The organism is Maribacter sp. MMG018 (assembly GCF_018100785.1).
Classification (GTDB): Bacteria; Bacteroidota; Bacteroidia; order Flavobacteriales; family Flavobacteriaceae; genus Maribacter.
This window is the reverse complement of sequence record NZ_JAGJEC010000002.1, coordinates 1,243,857-1,262,680: the sequence shown is the minus strand read 5'-3', so window position 1 is coordinate 1,262,680 and position 18,824 is coordinate 1,243,857. Positions and strand designations below refer to the sequence as shown.

General features: G+C 38.4%; 14 protein-coding genes. 8 read left to right on the top strand and 6 right to left on the bottom strand.

Annotation, left to right across the window (positions count from 1 at the left end; all coding sequences use genetic code 11):
• Positions 1-53: 53 nt before the first annotated feature.
• Both J8L85_RS13820 and J8L85_RS13815 read right to left on the bottom strand, forming a co-directional pair.
• The gene (locus J8L85_RS13820) at positions 54-506 is read right to left on the bottom strand and encodes a thioredoxin family protein (RefSeq protein WP_211018108.1); all 453 of its coding nucleotides are present in this window, start codon (positions 504-506) and stop codon (positions 54-56) included.
• Positions 507-538: 32 nt separating this feature from the next.
• Positions 539-865, bottom strand: coding sequence for a YbaB/EbfC family nucleoid-associated protein (locus J8L85_RS13815; RefSeq protein ID WP_211018107.1), 327 nt, complete (start codon positions 863-865; stop codon positions 539-541).
• 147 nt (positions 866-1,012) lie between these two features.
• On the opposite strand from J8L85_RS13815, the gene J8L85_RS13810 reads away from it, so the two are divergent.
• The 3 genes from J8L85_RS13810 to J8L85_RS13800 all read left to right on the top strand — a co-directional run bounded on the left by J8L85_RS13810 (position 1,013) and on the right by J8L85_RS13800 (position 5,564).
• Complete coding sequence (locus J8L85_RS13810) at positions 1,013-3,073, top strand: S9 family peptidase (RefSeq protein WP_211018106.1); 2,061 nt, start codon at positions 1,013-1,015, stop codon at positions 3,071-3,073.
• 76 nt (positions 3,074-3,149) lie between these two features.
• Positions 3,150-4,190, top strand: coding sequence for a cysteine synthase family protein (locus tag J8L85_RS13805; protein WP_211018105.1), 1,041 nt, complete (start codon positions 3,150-3,152; stop codon positions 4,188-4,190).
• A gap of 114 nt (positions 4,191-4,304) precedes the next feature.
• The gene (locus tag J8L85_RS13800; protein ID WP_211018104.1) at positions 4,305-5,564 is read left to right on the top strand and encodes an aminotransferase class I/II-fold pyridoxal phosphate-dependent enzyme; all 1,260 of its coding nucleotides are present in this window, start codon (positions 4,305-4,307) and stop codon (positions 5,562-5,564) included.
• 58 nt (positions 5,565-5,622) lie between these two features.
• Here the strand turns inward: J8L85_RS13800 and J8L85_RS13795 are convergent, their stop codons facing one another.
• Both J8L85_RS13795 and J8L85_RS13790 read right to left on the bottom strand, forming a co-directional pair.
• The gene (locus tag J8L85_RS13795) at positions 5,623-6,741 is read right to left on the bottom strand and encodes a GTP cyclohydrolase (protein ID WP_211018103.1); all 1,119 of its coding nucleotides are present in this window, start codon (positions 6,739-6,741) and stop codon (positions 5,623-5,625) included.
• Positions 6,742-6,826: 85 nt separating this feature from the next.
• Complete coding sequence (locus tag J8L85_RS13790; RefSeq protein ID WP_211018102.1) at positions 6,827-7,909, bottom strand: transporter; 1,083 nt, start codon at positions 7,907-7,909, stop codon at positions 6,827-6,829.
• A gap of 87 nt (positions 7,910-7,996) precedes the next feature.
• On the opposite strand from J8L85_RS13790, the gene J8L85_RS13785 reads away from it, so the two are divergent.
• The 5 genes from J8L85_RS13785 (at position 7,997) to J8L85_RS13765 (ending at position 14,500) form a co-directional block, all read left to right on the top strand.
• Positions 7,997-8,260, top strand: a complete 264-nt coding sequence (locus J8L85_RS13785) for a DUF4834 family protein (RefSeq protein WP_211018101.1) — start codon at positions 7,997-7,999, stop codon at positions 8,258-8,260.
• A gap of 32 nt (positions 8,261-8,292) precedes the next feature.
• The gene (locus J8L85_RS13780; RefSeq protein ID WP_211018100.1) at positions 8,293-10,725 is read left to right on the top strand and encodes a YfhO family protein; all 2,433 of its coding nucleotides are present in this window, start codon (positions 8,293-8,295) and stop codon (positions 10,723-10,725) included.
• Positions 10,725-11,996 carry a glycosyltransferase family 4 protein gene (locus J8L85_RS13775; protein ID WP_211018099.1) on the top strand — a complete coding sequence of 424 codons (1,272 nt, stop codon included), beginning with the start codon at positions 10,725-10,727 and terminating at the stop codon, positions 11,994-11,996. The genes J8L85_RS13780 and J8L85_RS13775 overlap by 1 nt, the downstream gene beginning before the upstream one ends.
• On the top strand, positions 11,997-13,451 hold the full coding sequence (locus J8L85_RS13770; protein WP_211018098.1) for a polysaccharide biosynthesis C-terminal domain-containing protein: 1,455 nt from the start codon (positions 11,997-11,999) through the stop codon (positions 13,449-13,451).
• Positions 13,452-13,621: 170 nt separating this feature from the next.
• Positions 13,622-14,500 carry an RluA family pseudouridine synthase gene (locus tag J8L85_RS13765; protein ID WP_348771757.1) on the top strand — a complete coding sequence of 293 codons (879 nt, stop codon included), beginning with the start codon at positions 13,622-13,624 and terminating at the stop codon, positions 14,498-14,500.
• Between the two features lie 119 nt (positions 14,501-14,619).
• Here the strand turns inward: J8L85_RS13765 and J8L85_RS13760 are convergent, their stop codons facing one another.
• Together J8L85_RS13760 and uvrA are read right to left on the bottom strand one after the other, a co-directional pair.
• Positions 14,620-15,774 carry a hypothetical protein gene (locus J8L85_RS13760; RefSeq protein ID WP_211018097.1) on the bottom strand — a complete coding sequence of 385 codons (1,155 nt, stop codon included), beginning with the start codon at positions 15,772-15,774 and terminating at the stop codon, positions 14,620-14,622.
• A gap of 149 nt (positions 15,775-15,923) precedes the next feature.
• The gene (uvrA, locus tag J8L85_RS13755; protein WP_211018095.1) at positions 15,924-18,701 is read right to left on the bottom strand and encodes an excinuclease ABC subunit UvrA; all 2,778 of its coding nucleotides are present in this window, start codon (positions 18,699-18,701) and stop codon (positions 15,924-15,926) included.
• Between the last annotated feature and the right edge of the window lie 123 nt (positions 18,702-18,824).

Genomic DNA, 18,824 nt, shown 5'->3' with positions numbered 1-18,824 from the left:
TCCCCCAATAGTTCCCAAGATAAAAAAGGCTTTCCGATACGGAAAGCCTTTTTTTATAAGTACTTTTTAAGAAGCTGCATGTGATATCTAATATCACCGTTCATTGCATAACCAGAATATTCGTCCAGTACCTTTCCCTTTTTGTTTAAAACTTGAAACAAGGGAAATACTTTTCGTTTATTGAGTTTGGACACTATTTGTTTATTGTATGATAATTGATCAGAGGTTAGCAAATCCTGATTTCGAGGCATATCTATATAGACCCAAATATAATTATCGGAAACATCCTTGAATTCCGAAGTTTCAAAAAGGTCTTTTTTTAGCATTTTGCAAGGGGCGCACCAATCGCTTCCTGTGAAATATACCAATACCTTTTTATCTTGTTCTTTGGCCTTTTCAATAGCGGTGTCCAAATTATACTGCCAATCCATGTTGCTTGGCTGCGCCTTTATTTCTTGCGCCATTAATATGCATGGTAGAAATAAAAGTAGTATCGCTTTTTTCATTGTTCTGTTATTTTTAATGGTAACGACCTTTGTTACTTAAATAACGAATCCATTCCCGGAATATTGGGCATGCCCTCTTTTGCAACCGCGGCAAGCTCTGCTTCGTTAACCTTGCTAGCTTGTTCTATAGCCTTGTTTATGGTGAGTATTAAATAATCTTCCAATTGTTCTTTGTCCTCTAAAAGGCTATCGGCAATTTCGATTTTCTTTATTTCTCTATTAGCCGTAATAGTGACCGTTAACGAGCCGTCAGAATTTTTTTCTTCGAGCATAACGGTATCCATTCTTTTTTTTGTGGCTTCTACTTTTTGTTGGGTCTCTTTAAGTTTACCCATCATTCCCATCATATCTCCGAACATAGTTGATAAATTTATGTGTTTAGGGTGTAAAAGTAGTAAATTGGCCGGATACCCATTTAAGATCAAAATGAATTCGTTGCACGCTATAGGCTCCCGGTATTTAGTTTTATTTTTGCATTTGCTTGTTATAACATTATCTAGATTTAAATGAACAAAATAAAAGCTCCGAGGGCTAAAAAGATAACCAAACAATTGGTTGCGCATAATGATGTAAGACTAGACGATTATTACTGGTTGAACGATAGGGAAGACCCTGAAGTCATCTCTTATTTAAAGAGCGAGAATGAGTATTATGATCAAATGACCTCTCACACCAAAGCATTTCAGGATGTTCTTTTTAAAGAAATGAAGGGGAGAATCAAAGAAGATGATTCTTCCGTTCCCTATAAGCTAAATGGCTACTGGTACAAGACAAGGTACGAAACCGGAAAAGAATATCCTATATACACGAGGTTTAAGGGTAGTTTGGATGCAGAGGAAGAAACAATTTTCGATTGTAACGAGATGGCCAAGGGGCACGATTATTTTAGCCTGGGGGGTATATCTGTTAGTCCAGATAATAAATTGGCGGTATTTGGTGTAGATACGGTGTCTCGTAGACAATATGTTCTACGGGTGAAGAATTTGGAGACCGGGGAAATTTACGATGATAAGATAGAAAACACTACTGGTGGTGGTGTGTGGACCAACGATAACAAAACTTTCTATTACACAAAAAAGGATCCGGTTACCTTGCGGTCAGATAAAATTTATAAACACGTTCTGGGTACTTCGGTAGATGATGATGAACTGGTGTTTCATGAAGAGGATGAAACCTTTAGCACTTTTGTATACAAGACAAAATCGAAAAAATATATTGTAATAGGTTCGCATAGTACCCTTACATCTGAGTTTCAGATCATGTCATTGGATAATCCGGAAGCGGGCTTTAAGGTCTTTTCGCCAAGAAAGCGGGGGTTGGAATATTCTATTGCCCATTACGATGATTCTTTCTATATCTTAACGAATAAAGATGGCGCCACCAATTTTAAATTGATGAAGGTAGGTGAGGAGAATACCGATGCTGAGCATTGGCAAGAGTTTATTGGGCATAGGGAAGATGTGTTGTTGAACGATATTGAAATTTTTAAGGACTATTATGTGCTTTCTGAACGTAAAAATGGGTTAAACCGAATAAAAATTGTCCGTTGGGACGGTGCCGATGCGTATTACCTACCTTTTAATAGTGAAACATATACTGCTTACGTAGGAAACAATCCTGATTTTGATACGGAACTGCTTAGGTATTCCTACAATTCGTTAACGACCCCAAGCTCTGTCATAGATTTTAATATGGCAACGAAAGAGAAAGAGGTTAAAAAGGAACAAGAAGTTCTTGGGGGAACTTTTAAGAAAGAGAATTATGTGGAAAAACGAATATGGGCAATTGCAGCCGATGGGGTAAAAATTCCTATTTCCATTGTGCATCATAAGAATTTTCCACTTTCAAAAGAAACACCTGTGCTTCAATATGCCTACGGATCTTACGGTTATACCATAGATCCATATTTTTCTACCGTAAGGTTGAGCCTGCTAGATAGAGGGTTTGCCTATGCCATTGCCCATATACGTGGTGGTGAGTATTTAGGTCGCCCATGGTATGAGGACGGAAAATTGTTGAAAAAGAAAAACACTTTTACCGATTTTATAGACTGTTCTAAGTTTCTTATTTCTGAAGAAATGACCAGTCCTGATCACTTATATGCAATGGGAGGTTCTGCTGGCGGATTGCTCATGGGGGCGATAGCCAACATGGCACCGGAGCTTTATAACGGAATTATTGCGACGGTTCCTTTTGTAGATGTTGTAACTACCATGTTAGACGATTCTATTCCCCTAACTACCGGAGAATATGATGAATGGGGAAACCCGAACCAATTAGAATATTATGAGTATATGAAATCGTATTCTCCCTACGACAATGTAAAGCCCCAAGATTATCCAAATATGCTGGTAACAACAGGGCTACATGACTCTCAAGTACAATATTTTGAGCCTGCAAAGTGGGTAGCAAAGCTAAGAGATCTAAAAACGGATGAAAATATTTTATTGTTTCATATTAATATGGAAGCGGGTCATGGTGGGGCTTCGGGAAGGTTCGAAGCTTTACGGGAGACAGCAAAAGAGTATGCTTTTTTATTAGATTTAGAGAGAAAAATATTACTGTAGAAAAAAAATAGTAGATTTGTACCGGAATTTTGGCAAATAAAAAAAGTTTGCCGAATAGAAAAAACATATCCCCCTTATGGAAAATAAGATAAAGGCTCATAACAATATCTTAGAATTAATTGGGAAAACACCGCTGGTAAAACTTAATAGGATTACTAAAGATTTTAAAGGTGATTTTTACGCGAAAGTAGAAGCGTTTAATCCTGGGCATTCATCCAAAGACCGTATAGCTATTCATATCATAGAAGAAGCTGAACGAGCAGGAATACTTAAAGAAGGAAGTACAATTATAGAAACTACATCGGGTAATACTGGTTTTAGTATTGCAATGGTCAGTATTATAAAAGGATACGATTGTATTTTAGCGGTTAGTTCTAAATCTTCAAAAGATAAAATAGACATGTTGAGGTCTATGGGCGCACAGGTATACGTTTGCCCGGCACACGTAAGTGCAGACGACCCAAGGTCTTATTATCAAGTAGCAAAGCGCATACATGAGGAGACCAAAAATTCTATTTATATAAATCAATATTTCAATAAGTTGAATATTGATGCGCATTATAGGTCTACAGGACCTGAAATATGGGAACAGACTGCAGGTCAGATTACCCATTTGGTGGCTTGTAGCGGTACTGGAGGAACAATTTCAGGAACAGCAAGGTTTCTGAAAGAGCAAAACCCTAACATCAAGGTTATAGGTGTAGATGCGTACGGGTCTATTCTTAAAAAGTATCATGAGACCGGTAGTATCGATGCGAATGAGATATATCCATACAGAATAGAAGGTTTGGGTAAAAATCTAATACCTACGGCTACAGATTTTGAGATCATAGACGAGTTTATAAAGGTAACCGATGCAGAAAGTGCCCATACGGCAAGAGAGATTGCTAGAACAGAAGGTCTTTTTGTTGGTTATACCAGTGGGGCTGCCATGCAGGCCATGAAGCAATTGAACGAGTTGAATACCTTTGATGAGAACAGTAAGGTAGTGGCCATTTTTCCTGACCATGGTTCTAGGTATATGAGTAAAATATACAGTGACCAATGGATGGAAGATCAAGGGTTCTTGGAGTCTAATCCCGTGGAGGAAACCCAAGAAATACAGTATATAAAATAAAGAGTTTAAGATAATAATTATTAAAGCGGGCTTAAAGCCCGCTTTTCTGTGTGCAATTATTTATGAATGCTTCTTAAAAATTTTTACTTTTGCAGGCAGAACCAAATTTAGGCGATGAGAGACTTATTTGAAAGAATCATAGAGAACAAAGGTCCGTTAGGGAAATGGGCCTCACAAGCAGAAGGTTATTTCGTATTTCCAAAATTGGAAGGTCCAATTTCGAACAGGATGAAATTTCAAGGGAAAGACGTTATTACTTGGAGTATAAATGATTATTTAGGTCTTGCAAACCTGCCGGAGATAAAAAAGGTAGATGGTGAGGCGGCTGCCGAGCATGGTGCAGCATACCCAATGGGGGCCAGAATGATGAGTGGCCATACCGATTTTCATGAGCAATTGGAGCGTGAATTGGCAGATTTTGCCCAAAAAGACGCTTCTTATTTATTGAATTTTGGATACCAAGGGTTTATGTCCGTCATAGATGCTTTGGTGACAAAAGACGATATCATTGTTTACGATGTGGATTGCCACGCCTGTATAATTGATGGTGTAAGATTGCACATGGGTAAGAGATTTACTTTTATTCATAATGACGTTGATAGCTTAGAGAAAAACTTGGAGCGTGCCACTAAAATGGCAGAGCAGACCGGAGGTGGAATTTTGGTCATATCCGAAGGTGTATTCGGAATGCGTGGTGAACAAGGTATCCTAAAAGAAATTGTGGAGCTTAAAAAGAAATTTAATTTTAGGCTTTTGGTTGATGATGCCCATGGTTTTGGAACTTTGGGAAAAACAGGAGCCGGTACCGGAGAAGAGCAAGGCGTACAAGACGATATAGATGTGTATCTGGCGACTTTTGCAAAATCAATGGCGGGTATCGGGGCCTTTGTAGCTGCTGATCAAGAAATTATCGACTACCTAAAATACAACTTGCGTTCGCAAATGTTTGCAAAATCACTTCCTATGGTATATGTAAAGGGAGCTTTGAAACGTTTGGATATGTTGCGCAATCGACCAGAATTGAAAGCAAAGCTTTGGGAGAACGTAAACGCACTTCAAAACGGACTTAAAGACAGAGGTTTTGATATTGGAAGTACAAATACCTGTGTAACTCCTGTATATCTTAACGGAAGTATTCCTGAAGCTATGGCTTTGGTGAAGGATTTGCGTGAGAATTATGGAATTTTCTGTTCTATAGTGGTATATCCGGTAATTCCAAAAGGAATGATTTTGTTAAGGTTAATACCTACCGCAACACATACAATGGAAGATATTAGTGAAACATTGGATGCGTTTTCTGCTATTAGAGAGCGATTGAACAATGGAACCTATAAAAGATTATCGGCTGCCGTTGCCGCTGCGATGGGAGAATAAAGTATAGATTACCGATTACAAAAAAGGCCAAACTTTATAAAGTTTGGCCTTTTTTGGTCTAAAGACTCTTTTTGTATGTCCGCCGTCTTTTATATATAACGGGGTCAAAATGTTTCCACATTTGTTTTATGGCTACATTCTCTTCCAATTCGGGGGTTCTATAACACATTTTAATTCCTTTCTCCTTAAATGTCTTGTAATATTCATTGAATATTATAGCGGTTACCCCTTTGTTTTGATAATCGGGATGAATACCTATCAAATAAAAAATAACGTCTTTGCTGTTTTTCTTGGCCTTTAATAAATGGAATATGCCGAAGGGGAATAGTTTGCCCTTTGCCTTTTGCAGTGCTTCGGAAAAAGAAGGCATTACAATGGCGAATGCTATTAGTTTATCTTCTTTGTCCTTTATGAACTTTATGTATTCCGGATTTATAAAGCTGATGTATTTTTTCTTAAAATAGTTTTTTTGAACTTCGGTGATAGGAACAAAAGAAGATAGTTTAGAGTATGTTTCGTTAAAAAGGTCGAACATCTCATCTGCCATTGGCATTACCTCTTTGGTGCTGGTAAAGTTAACCTCTTTAAGTCCGTATCGTCTTTTTATTAAATCGTTTAATTTGGTGAAAAGAGCGGGGTCCGCATTACTTGCAGGAAACTTGTTTTCCATATACTCTTTTTCCTTTACAAAACCCATGTTTTCATAATGGGTCTTGTAGTAAGGGTAATTATACCATGTGATCATGGTACCAATATGGTCAAAACCCTCTATAAGAACACCTACTTTGTCCAAATTGGAAAAACCTACGGGGCCTTCCATGTATTCCAAATTATTCTTGGTGCCAATTTCGGCTACTTTTTGTAATAAAGCTTTAGAAACTTCTTGGTCGTCTATAAAATCGAACCACCCAAAACGCATTTTTTTTAAACCTTGTTTTTCAACTTCGAGCCTGTTGATGATGGCAGCGACCCTACCAACTATTTGTCCGTTTTTATAGGCCAAGAAAAACCACGCGTCCGCGTTTTTGAAGACAGGGTTTTTGGTCTTGTCAAAAGTTTCTAGTTCATCTTTAATGATGGGAGGGACCCAATATTTAGAGTCTTTGTATAAAGAAAAGGGAAAGGTTACGAACTTTTTCAGTTCGGTTTGCGATGTAACCTTTTTTATTGTAATCATGGGCGCAATTTATAGGTGTCAATATTAGGGATATTAAACAACACCTAAAAATCTTAAGGAAATAAATTACTTCCTTTAAAAAGGTTTAAAAATCTATTTCACTTTCGTCTTTCTTCTTTTTCTTTTGTGCCTTTTTAAGTTTCCGCAATTGTTTTTTTGAAGGTCCCAAGTCTATATCTTCGGCGCCACTACCTTGTTTTTTTCTTTTTTTCTTCTCTTTTTTCATGGCGTTCTTTTCTATGGCCCCGCCGTTTTCATCTGCAGACTGATCCTCTATGGGTACTAGGCTGTCTTTATGAAAATCGAAACGATAAGAACCTCCCAATCCTACGAACACACGCGATGGAGTGTCCTTGAAACTAGCTCCCAAACTTACGTCGAACTGTAATGTTTCGTTCAATAGGTATGCGACACCGCCTCGTAACAGTAAATCGGAATAGCGGTCACTTTTGATGCCTTGGTGCTCTATAAAAGTACTCCACTTCGGATTGCGAAAGGCATGGGACAGTGATATTATGTAGCTTAATTCAGGATATTCGGTCCCGATTCGGTCATAAGACGTATTGGTAATCATTACGAACCTTGGTGTCAGCCTACTTTGTGTGGCGATCATGACCCTTGGTGATATGGTTGGTTCGTCTAAATAGTATGGGTTGTCGCCAAGTACAAAGTTTGCACCTGCGTATAAGGATATGGCGGGTAATAGATTTTTTAACTGAAATTTGTGGTTGGCACGCCAGCTGTACAAGTTGGGTTTGTTTCTTTCAGGGTTTTTAAAAGGATCGTATATTAAAAATTTCAATCCAAGACGATTTCTGGTGAAATCGGTTCTTTTTGCTTCTAAATTAAAATTCTCATAAAGAATGTTCTGGTTTTGAAACGTTCCTTCGTAATTAAGTTCTAGCTGTTCGAACAACAGACCATAACGTAAAGAGAAATTGGTCCCCCAGATGTCTGATTGTGTGTTTAAGAGGCTGTGGTCACTTTGTTCGTAGAAGAGGCCCATCTCTGCCTGGATCACATTTTTGCCCACTGCGTAGGCACTTACCGATAATCCGGGCCTGTTAGAATTAATGACGTCTGTATACTGACCAATAGATAATAATGGTAAAAACAGTACCAATAAAAGTTGAAAATTGATTCTTTTGATAATAAAGGGCCTTCCCATTGAAACGACTTTATAATTATTTTAATACTTTGAATCTAGTAATACAACGTGATAATTGTATTTTTGATATATATCAAACTAAAATAAATGGCATTTTTAAAAACAATACTGATTATTCTTTTGGTGTATTATTTGCTTAAAATTTTAGCAAGGTTATTTGCTCCAAAAATATTGAACTACGCCGCCAAGAAAACAGAATCTCATTTTAGACAAGCATTTGATGGTTTTGAACAACAGCGATCCAGGTCTGAAGAGAAGGTCGGGGATGTAATTATAGACAAGAAATCGAATAGAAAAAAGACCGATTCCGAAAAAGTTGGCGAGTATATAGATTTTGAAGAGTTAGACTAGTTATATTTGCGTAACTAACTACTACTCGGAACATGAAGAAAGGTCTAAAATTCTTTTTCACCCATTTTTTTGTAACCGTATTTTTTATCGTTGCCGCATTGGCCTATTTTCACCCTGTTCTTCAGGGTAAGGTTATATATCAGCACGATATTGCCCAATATACGGGCATGGCCAAGGAGCAAAATGATTTCAGGAAAAAAAACGACGCTGAACCTTATTGGACAAACAGTGCTTTTGGTGGCATGCCCACTTATCAGCTAGGTGCCAACTACCCACATAATTATATCAAAAAATTAGATCGTCTAATTAGGTTTTTGCCTAGGCCGGCAGATTATCTTTTTCTCTATTTAATCGGTTTTTATATCCTTTTATGTAGTCTTAAAGTAGATTATAAGCTGGCCATTGTAGGGGCATTGGCCTTTGGTTTTTCTACATACCTGATCATTATTATAGGGGCGGGGCACAATGCCAAGGCGCATGCCCTGGGTTACCTGCCCATTTTATTGGCCGGTATTGTGATGGTGTTCAGAAAAAAATATCTCTGGGGGTTCTTGGTGACCGCATTGGCAATGGCCTTGGAGATTGTTGCGAACCACTACCAAATGACCTATTACTTTATGCTCTTGGTGTTGGTTCTTGGTGTCGTATATCTAATAGATGCGATTAAGAGGAAAGAATTAAAGCATTTTTTTGTTTCGGTAGGTATTTTGGTCTGTGCAGTTGTGTTGGGTATCGCGGCGAACGCTACGGGGCTAATGGCGACCAAAGAATATGCCGATTGGAGTACACGGGGCAAGAGCGAGCTGACCATTAACCCAGATGGGTCTCCGAAAGACAACACAGGCGGACTTAGCAAAGATTATATTACCCAGTGGAGTTATGGTATATCGGAGTCTTTGAACATATTTGTTCCCAGACTTTTTGGTGGTGCGAGCCAAGAGAACCTTGGTGAAGACTCCAAATCCTTTAAATACCTTATCGATAAAGGATTGCCAAGGTCGAGTGCTTTGGATTTTGTAAGTGGTATTCCGTTGTATTGGGGGCAGCAACCTGGTGTTTCTGGGCCTGCATACGTAGGTGCTATTGTGTTTTTCTTGTTCTTTTTAGGATTGTTTTTGGTAAAAGGAAAGCATAAGTGGTGGTTGTTGTTCGGCACCATATTATCGTTGGTATTGTCTTGGGGCAAGAACTTTAGTGCCCTAACCGATTTCATGATCGACTATTTTCCTCTATACGATAAGTTTAGGGCCGTTTCTTCAATTCAGGTAATATTGGAGTTGTGTATGCCTATTCTGGCAATTTTGGCCTTAAAGAAAATCTTTTCTTCAAAGGTAGATGTAAAAGATAAGATCACTTCCTTAAAATATGCAGCGGCAACGGTTCTTGGTTTGGGGGTTCTTCTGTTCGTGTTTAAAGGCATGTTCGACTTTACCGGACCGGTGGATGAACGATTAAGAATGACCGGTTTAGAGGAATTACCAGAAATGCTTAAATTAGATCGTAAGGCTGTGTACAATAGTGATCTGTTTCGTTCTTTAGGATATGTATTGGTAGTGGTTCTTTTATTATGGTTTTACCTAAAAGGGAAATTGAAAATGAACCTAACCGTTATTGTGATAGGGGCTTTGCTTGTTTTTGATTTGGTAGGTGTAAATCTCCGATATGTAAATGAGGATAATTTTGTGTCTAAGAGAAGAATGTTGGAACCTTTTCAAAAAACGGCGGCCGACACTCAAATTTTAAAGGACACTAGCGTATATAGGGTGTTTGATCAAACCGATGGTTTCGATTCTGCCAAGACTGCTTATTTTCACAATAGTATTACTGGCTACCATGCGGCAAAACCTGCCGGGATGCAAGACCTTTTCGATTTTCATGTCTACAAAGGAAACTTGTCCGTATTTAATATGCTCAATGTTAAATATGTGGTTCAGCAAGATGAGCAAGGAAACAAGTTTCCGATACAGAATCCTAATGCGAACGGAAATGCATGGTTTGTTAAAAACCTTCAACAAGTAGGGTCTGCTGATGAGGAAATAATGGCGTTGGATAGTATAGATACCAAGGTAACCGCTGTTGTAAACACAAATAAGTTCAGTATTAACAGATTTGAGTATCAAGTAGATTCAACAGCATCCATTACCCTTACAGATTACAAGCCCAATCATTTAACGTACAGTTCTAACAATTCGAACCCTGGGGTAGCTGTATTTTCAGAAATGTACTACGCCCATGGATGGAATGCCTATATAGACGGTACGCCAACCGACCACTTTAAGGTAGATTATGTGTTACGTGCCATGAGAGTACCCGAGGGGAAACATACCATTGAGTTCAAGTTTGAGCCCAAGGTGGTGGAACAGGGAAGTAAAATATCTTTGGCAAGTACTATTTTGTTGGCACTTGTATTACTTGGAGGTGTAGGATTTACTTTTTATAGAAATAAGAAAGAGAATAATTCTTAATGAGAAGGGTCCTGGTCATTACGTACTATTGGCCACCGGCAGGAGGGCCGGGCGTACAGCGCTGGCTTAAGTTTGTAAAGTACCTTCCAGATTTCGGTATAGAGCCCATAGTTTATATTCCAGAAAATCCACATTACCCTCTGGTCGACGATACTTTTTTAGATGAAGTTCCTAAGCAGGTACGTATTTATAAGCATCCTATTATAGAGCCTTACGGGATAGCGAGTTTTTTTTCGAGCAAAAAGACAAAGCGTATAAGTTCTGGGGTCATTAAAAACAAAGATCAGTCGCTTTTAGAAAAATTTATGCTCTGGGTCAGGGGCAATATATTTATACCGGACGCGCGAAAATTTTGGGTAAAACCTTCCGTTCGCTTTTTATCCGATATTATAGATAAAGAGCGTATAGAGACTATAATTACAACAGGTCCGCCACATAGCCTTCATCTTATCGGTCTGGGGTTGAGAGAAAAGAAAAACGTTCAATGGATCGCAGATTTTAGGGACCCATGGACTTCTATCGGTTATCATAAGAAATTAAAACTGACCAGTTCTTCAAAGAGAAAACACAAGCAGTTAGAATCTTTGGTATTGAACAGGGCCGATAAGATTCTGGTGACCAGCAAGACCACAAAAGAAGAATTTGGGGAACTTACATCAAAACCTATCAAAGTTATTACCAATGGGTTTGAGCCTAAGGATCTTGATGAAGTTCAACTAGACCACAATTTTACCATTTCGCACATAGGATCTATGCTTACCGGTCGTAACCCTATTAATTTGTGGAAAGTGTTGGGGCAATTGGTAAAGGAGAACAATGAATTTAAAAATGCTTTTAAATTAAATTTTATAGGTATTGTCGGTGAAGATGTATTGGCTTCTGTTCATGCGAATGGCCTCAAAGACTTTGTTGAAGTCGTTGGCTATGTTTCCCATAGTAAGGCTTTGGAGTATCAGCGAAGATCTCAGGTACTGCTTTTGGCCGAAATAGATTCTTACGAAACAAAGGGCATTATCCCAGGAAAATTATTCGAGTATATGTTAGCGCAACGTCCTATTTTGGGTATAGGACCACAAGGTTGGGAAGTAGCCTCCATGGTTGCCGATACCGAAACGGGAAAAGTGTTTGATTACCATAACCATTCTGAACTTAAAAATGTAATTTTAGAATGGTTCAAGCAATATAAAGAGAATTCGTTACAGGTTTCATCGGTAAATATCAATACATATTCTAGAAGGGAACTAACAAAAAAATTGGCAGAATATATTTAAATGGGAATTGTACTAAAGCAATCATTGAACAACACTGTAGTTACGTACTTTGGCTTTGCGCTCGGTGCCATCAATACGTTGTTTTTGTATACCCACTTTATGCACCCCGATACTTACGGGTTGGTACAGGTAGTCTTATCCATTTCGGCGGTTTTAATGCCTTTATTGGCCTTTGGGGTTCCTAATAGTTTGGTTAAGTTTTATAGTAGTTTTACAGAGGGTAGGGAGCAAGAGGGCTTTTTGACCATGATGTTGTTATTGCCCTTAGTACTGATTTTGCCGGTAGGCCTTATCAGCTATTTTGCCAATGAGGCAATTGGGGCATTCCTATCCAGAGAAAACCCCATCGTTAGAGATTATATTTGGCATATTTTTTTTACGGGGATGGCAATGGCCTACTTTGAGATTTTTTATGCCTGGTCCAGAATACGGATGAAATCCGTTTTTGGAAATTTAATGAAAGAACTGTTTTGTAGGGTAGGGCAGACTATTTTACTAACGTTACTGTGGTTAGATGTAATCGATGTTCCTTTTTTTATAAATGCATTGGTGGGCTTCTATATTGTTCGTACGCTGATCATGAAAATATATGCCTATCGCGTGCATATGCCTAAATTAATATTTCAGCTTCCGAAGAATTGGAAGGATATAGTAAAATATAGTGGACTTATTATTTTAGGAGGGTCAACGGCCATTGTCTTAATGGAGGTAGATAAGGTTATGCTCAACAATTATTTGCCTATCGAGAATGTTGCTTATTATGGTGTTGCGGGGTTTATTGCCATAACCATTGCCGTGCCATCCCGTGCCATGCATCAGATTACCTATCCGATGACGGCGGAATATATAAACAAGGGAGATAAAGGCGCCCTTTCAAATCTGTATAAAAAAAGTTCGCTGACCCTTTTCATTATTGCGGGTCTATTGTTTTTATTGATCGTTCTTAACTTGAACGATCTTTTTCAATTGCTCCCCCAAGGGTATTCGGGCGGATTTCTTATTGTCTTCTGGATCGGACTTACCAAAGTGTACGATGCGCTATTGGGCAATAACAATTCTATATTGTACAATTCTGATTATTATAGATCTATCTTGTTTTTTGGTGTGTTATTGGCCTTAATGGCCATAGGTTTTAATCTCTGGTTAATACCTGCCTATGGTTTAAATGGCGCGGCCATTGCCAGTTTTTCGGCCTTTTTTATTTACAATTCACTTAAGCTGTATTATGTAAAGACAAAATTTAATATGGTTCCTTTTACGAAAGGTACTTTTAAGGTGTTTTGTTTATTGGCGGCAATGGGGCTGGTGTTTTATTATGTGCAGTTTCCTTTTCATCCAATAGTGAACATAGTACTGAAGAGTGCTTTAATGGTCGCGATTTACTCAACGGTCTTGTATAAATTTCGAATATCTGAAGATATCTATAATGTGATGCGGAAATTTATAAGGAGATAAATGAATTACCGTTTTTAAAAACTGCCAAAGCTGTCAATGATTATTGAGCAGGGGCTTTTCTCAAGAAAAAGCGTATGGATTATTTCTCTGGAGCTAAACAGTATACGGGGTTATGGGCTGTTATATGGTAAAGTTTAATATAGATTGATGTTATACGGGAACTTAATTTTTTGGAACTGAAAATAATTGAAACACATATTGCGGCCAAACAAGATCAACCACAAAGAATACAGGAATATGGGGTAGGTGTTTTTAAATCATTGCCTACAAAATCATCTTTAAAAAAGGCTATAAAAAAAGAGTTGGTGCTAATAGATGGCAAGGTAGCCTCCACTGGGTGGTTTATAAAAGGAGGGGAGCGTATAGAATTAATGGAAGCCTCCAAGAAACCTGGTTTAAAAAGATTAAATCTATCGCTAGAAGTGGTTTTTGAAGATGAATATTTGGCGGTAATAAACAAACCTGCAGGTGTTTTGGTCAGTGGAAACAGTTTTAAGACCGTTGCAAATGCATTGGAGCAAAATTTAAGTACAAGTCACGAACCGGATGCCACTTCGCCGAAACCCGTACACCGCTTAGATTATCCTACCACAGGGTTGTTGGTTGTAGGCAAAACAAGCTCTAGCCTTGTGCGGCTAGGCAATCTTTTTGAAGAAAAGAAAGTGGTTAAGACCTATTATGCCATCACTATTGGTAAAATGAGCAATAAAGGTATAATAAGAACCGCTATCGATGACAAGGAAGCACATACGGATTATGAGGTTTTAAAAACCGTTACTTCCCCAAGATTCGAATATTTAAACCTAGTTAAATTGAACCCAAAAACAGGTCGGCGGCATCAATTAAGAAAACACTTGTATATGATGGGGAATCCAATTTTAGGAGATGCTACTTACCATTTACCGGGCTTATTGTTGAAGGGGAAGGGATTGTACCTTCATGCCGGGGCGATAGAGTTTGTTCATCCGTTTTCTGAAAAGGCCACTATTATCCGCAAAGAAGTACCTGAAAAATTCCGAAAGATTTTTGGTAATGCTGTTGCCGTGTAAGCGCTGGGTACATATATAGGTTGTCCGAAATAGTATAAAAAAATAGCCCTGAAGTGAATTTATCCACTTCAGGGCCATACAACTAACTAACCTAAAAACTATCTTAAAAACTTTATTTATTAATTTCTTCTAGCGGACACTGATCTAGAGCTAGTACTTTTTCTACTATTGGTAGAAGCCTTGCTTATCGATCGTGAGCTACTACTTCTGCTAACAGTGCTCCTTTTGGTAGAAGGTGCTTTGTTTACGGATCTGGTAATACTTCTCTTTGTTTTGGTCTGTGCTACCGATCTTTGGGTTTTCCCTTGGCTACTACGTACCCCGGTATTTTTGTTTGTGGGTTTCTTATAAGTAGTAGTGGTTCTTTTAACAGTAGTACTACGTGGTGTTTTTGTAACTTTCCTTTTAGTGACCACAGTTCTTTTTTTGTTAGCGGTCGCAACATTGTTTCCACGTCTTACAGTGGTAGATCTTTTAACAGTGGCGCTCCTATTGGTACGTGTCTTATTGTTAGAGGCGATTGCCCTATTGCTTCTGTACCCTTTGTTTTTTGCGGCAACGCTTCTGTTACTTCTATAAGAATTGCTTCTTACAGCTACTTTTTTGTCGTTTCTGTAAATGTTGGCTCTTTCACGTCTTACTTTGTTGTACCTGTGTTCTTTTCCAATTTTTACATAAGCCCTTCTTTTGTTGAACCTATATGGTTTATGAAAAGTATACCTAATTGGTGTGTAATACCTTCTGTAAGGTCTATTGAGCACAAGGCTAAATCCGATCGCAGGTCTAACAAACCATCTGTGAAATGGACGAAACACGTAATTTCTGTTATAGATATTTATGAATCCGGTGTGATAATTGTAAAATCCCCTGTTGTCATAGAAGACATACATTCCGCCTATACTACGTATCCTATTGTTTCTATAGTTGATATTAACATCGCCAATTTGACTTACACGACCGTAGTAATCATAATATATAGGTACGTTCTCTACTTGTATTACTGCACCATAATCATCATATTGGGCATAGGGGCTATAATCATAACCAGAATTAAATGTAATTCCGTTTTTACTTCCAGTAACGTAATCTTCTATATAAAAGTCGAACTCTCCATCTGGGTAAACGGAAAAGGTAATTCCGTTTTCAACAAATATAAATGAGTTGTTGTTTCTATAAGCATTGCTGGTTGCAACCTTATCTTCGTTCGTACTTGTGGCAAAGACACTGGGTGTGCCCAAGATCATCGCCGTAAAAAGGAGTACTAAATTTTTCATGATATAAGGTTTTAAAATTCTGAGCGTAAATATTTACACTCGCTTTACTTATACCAAACAGCGTGCCAAAATTTAGACAATGGTTGTATTTAACTGATAATCAGTTGTTTGAATTGATGTTGTTTACGGGGTTAAAATGTGTTTCTCAATTAAATCTTCTCTTTTAGGTACTTGGCGGTAAAAGATTTTTTACTTTTCGCTACTTCTTCTGGAGTACCCTCGGCCAATAATTGTCCCCCGTTTTCTCCACCACCCGGACCTAGGTCAATTATATAATCTGCACATTTTATAAGTTCTATATTGTGCTCTATAACTACAATGGAATGTCCTTTTTTAATAAGGGCATTAAAAGATTTCAATAACTTTTTTATATCATGAAAGTGTAATCCGGTGGTAGGTTCATCAAAAATGAACAGAGCTTTGTCTTTTGTGGATCCCTTTACCAAAAACGAAGCCAGTTTAATTCGTTGCGCTTCACCACCAGATAGGGTAGAGGAAGATTGTCCCAAGGTTACATAACCCAAACCAACATCTTGTAATGGTTTCAATTTTGAAACGATTTTATTTTGTAGGCCCTTTTCAAAAAAGTCGATGGCATCGTCAATGGTCATATTTAGAATATCATCAATATTGGCATCGTTAAAGGTAACTTCCAGCACATCTTTTTTAAAACGTTTTCCACCACAGGTGTCACATTCTAAATGAACATCGGCCATAAACTGCATTTCTACGGTAATTTCTCCTTCTCCTTTGCATTTCTCACATCGCCCGCCGTCTACGTTAAAAGAAAAATGTTTGGCCTGGTAATTCCGTATTTTACTTAATTTCTGGTTTGCAAAAAGGTTACGTATATCATCGTAGGCCTTTATATAGGTTACTGGGTTAGAACGAGAAGAGCGCCCGATAGGGTTCTGGTCTACGAATTCTACATGTTTAATATGCTTGTATTTACCTGATACCGAGGTAAACTGTCCGGCCTTTTCTCCATAGCCCCCAACTTCTTTTAAGATAATGGGGTATAACAATTTTTTTACCAAGGTACTCTTGCCGCTTCCGGAAACTCCCGTAACCACGGTAAGCATATCTAAAGGAAAGGTAACATTGATATTTCTGAGATTATGGGCCCTACATCCTATAATTTCAATATAATTTTTAGAGGTACGTCTCTCTTTCGGAATTGAAATTTCCATACTGCCGTTCAGGTAGCTGGCCGTTAGGGAGGTAGATTTTAACACCTCTTCTAAAGTGCCTTGCGCCACTACTTCTCCACCGTGGGTACCGGCTTCCGGTCCTATGTCTATAACTTGATCTGCAGCTTTCATGATATCCTCGTCATGTTCCACTACAATTACGGTATTTCCCAAATTGCGCAGAGAAAGCAATACTTCGATTAGGTTCTCGGTGTCTTTTGGGTGTAGGCCAATACTTGGTTCGTCTAGAATATACATAGAACCTACCAGGCTGCTGCCCAAAGACGTGGCTAGATTTATTCGCTGACTTTCACCACCCGATAACGTATTCGATTTTCTGTTCAAGGTAAGGTAGTTAAGACCTACCTTATCTAAAAACCCGAGTCGGGTATTGATTTCTTTAAGTAACCTATCCGCAATTTTTAAATCGTGGTCACTTAATTCAAGTTGTCCGAAAAACGCTATTAACCTTTCTATCGAAAGTTCTACCAGTTCTGAGATAGATGTACCTCCAACTTTTACATAATCCGCTTCTTTGCGCAATCGTTTTCCGTTGCAAAGGCTACATTTTGTCTTGCCCCTGTAACGGGAGAGCATTACCCTGTTCTGTATTTTGTAACTTTTCTCTTCTAAGGTTTCAAAGAATTTGTGCAACCCTATAAAGTGCTCGTTACCGTCCCAAACCAACTTACGTTGTTCGTCGCTCAGCTCAAACCAAGGCTTGTGGATGGGGAAATCGAATTTATAGGAATTGTTTACCAATTGATCCCTGTACCAGCTCATACTTTCGCCCCGCCATGGGAAAATGGCATTTTCATAAACCGATAGCGCCGTGTTGGGTACTACCAAATCTTCGTCTATTCCGATTACATCACCATAACCCTCACATTTTGGACAGGCACCGTACGGGTTGTTAAAACTGAACAAATGAACGTTCGGTTCTAAAAACTGCATTCCGTCAAGTTCAAACTTATTGCTGAATACACGCTGTTTCGAATCGTTCAGGGTTTCAATAACACATTGTCCCTTTCCCTCAAAAAAGGCCGAATCTACGGCATTTGCCAATCTATTGTAAAAATCCTCGTCATCTTTGGTGATGATCCTATCTACGACAAGATCAAATTCTTTGCCTATATCTTCGGGCGCTTGATCTATTCTGAGTACTTTTCCTTGATATTTTATACGGGCGTAACCTTGCTTTGAAAATAGCTCCAGCGATTTTATAGAATCGCGGTCTTCCTTGATTTGAATAGGGGCCAGTAAAAGAAGCTTGGTATTCTCTTCAAAAGACTTTACATAGTTAATGACATCCGAAACCGTATTTTTTTTGACCTCTTCACCAGATATTGGGGAGAAGGTTTTGCCGATACGTGCGTATAGCAGTTTAATGTAGTCATAGATCTCTGTTGTGGTACCCACCGTTGATCTTGGGTTGGTAGAATTTACTTTTTGTTCAATGGCAATGGCCGGGGCTATACCTTTTATGTAATCTACCTTGGGTTTGTCCAATTTGCCCAAGAACTGTCTTGCATACGAAGAAAGACTTTCAACATATCGTCGTTGCCCTTCTGCGTAGAGGGTATCGAACGCCAAACTAGATTTACCGGATCCCGAGAGTCCGGTTATGACTACCAATTTGTTTCTGGGGATTACAACATCTATATTTTTAAGGTTATGAAGTTTTGCACCTTTAATAATGATGTTCTTCTTGGGGTTTACTTGGGATATAACGGGCATAGCAATTTCTAAATTCGCAAAGATACGATATGGTACTTTTCTAGGCGATTAAATAGCGGTAATCTAAAAATAGGAAGGTGTTTTTTCACATAATTTTTAGAGTATTTATTTTTTTTTATCTTT

What these genes read in the sequence shown, in the direction of transcription:
- J8L85_RS13770 (WP_211018098.1), top strand. Translation starts at nt 11,997, where the DNA reads ATGGGAATTGTACTAAAGCAATCATTGAACAACACTGTAGTTACGTAC.
- J8L85_RS13780 (WP_211018100.1), top strand. Translation starts at nt 8,293, where the DNA reads ATGAAGAAAGGTCTAAAATTCTTTTTCACCCATTTTTTTGTAACCGTA.
- J8L85_RS13815 (WP_211018107.1), bottom strand. Translation starts at nt 865, where the DNA reads ATGTTCGGAGATATGATGGGAATGATGGGTAAACTTAAAGAGACCCAA.
- J8L85_RS13775 (WP_211018099.1), top strand. Translation starts at nt 10,725, where the DNA reads ATGAGAAGGGTCCTGGTCATTACGTACTATTGGCCACCGGCAGGAGGG.
- J8L85_RS13800 (WP_211018104.1), top strand. Translation starts at nt 4,305, where the DNA reads ATGAGAGACTTATTTGAAAGAATCATAGAGAACAAAGGTCCGTTAGGG.
- J8L85_RS13805 (WP_211018105.1), top strand. Translation starts at nt 3,150, where the DNA reads ATGGAAAATAAGATAAAGGCTCATAACAATATCTTAGAATTAATTGGG.
- J8L85_RS13795 (WP_211018103.1), bottom strand. Translation starts at nt 6,741, where the DNA reads ATGATTACAATAAAAAAGGTTACATCGCAAACCGAACTGAAAAAGTTC.
- J8L85_RS13790 (WP_211018102.1), bottom strand. Translation starts at nt 7,909, where the DNA reads ATGGGAAGGCCCTTTATTATCAAAAGAATCAATTTTCAACTTTTATTG.
- J8L85_RS13820 (WP_211018108.1), bottom strand. Translation starts at nt 506, where the DNA reads ATGAAAAAAGCGATACTACTTTTATTTCTACCATGCATATTAATGGCG.
- uvrA (WP_211018095.1), bottom strand. Translation starts at nt 18,701, where the DNA reads ATGCCCGTTATATCCCAAGTAAACCCCAAGAAGAACATCATTATTAAA.
- J8L85_RS13785 (WP_211018101.1), top strand. Translation starts at nt 7,997, where the DNA reads ATGGCATTTTTAAAAACAATACTGATTATTCTTTTGGTGTATTATTTG.
- J8L85_RS13760 (WP_211018097.1), bottom strand. Translation starts at nt 15,774, where the DNA reads ATGAAAAATTTAGTACTCCTTTTTACGGCGATGATCTTGGGCACACCC.
- J8L85_RS13810 (WP_211018106.1), top strand. Translation starts at nt 1,013, where the DNA reads ATGAACAAAATAAAAGCTCCGAGGGCTAAAAAGATAACCAAACAATTG.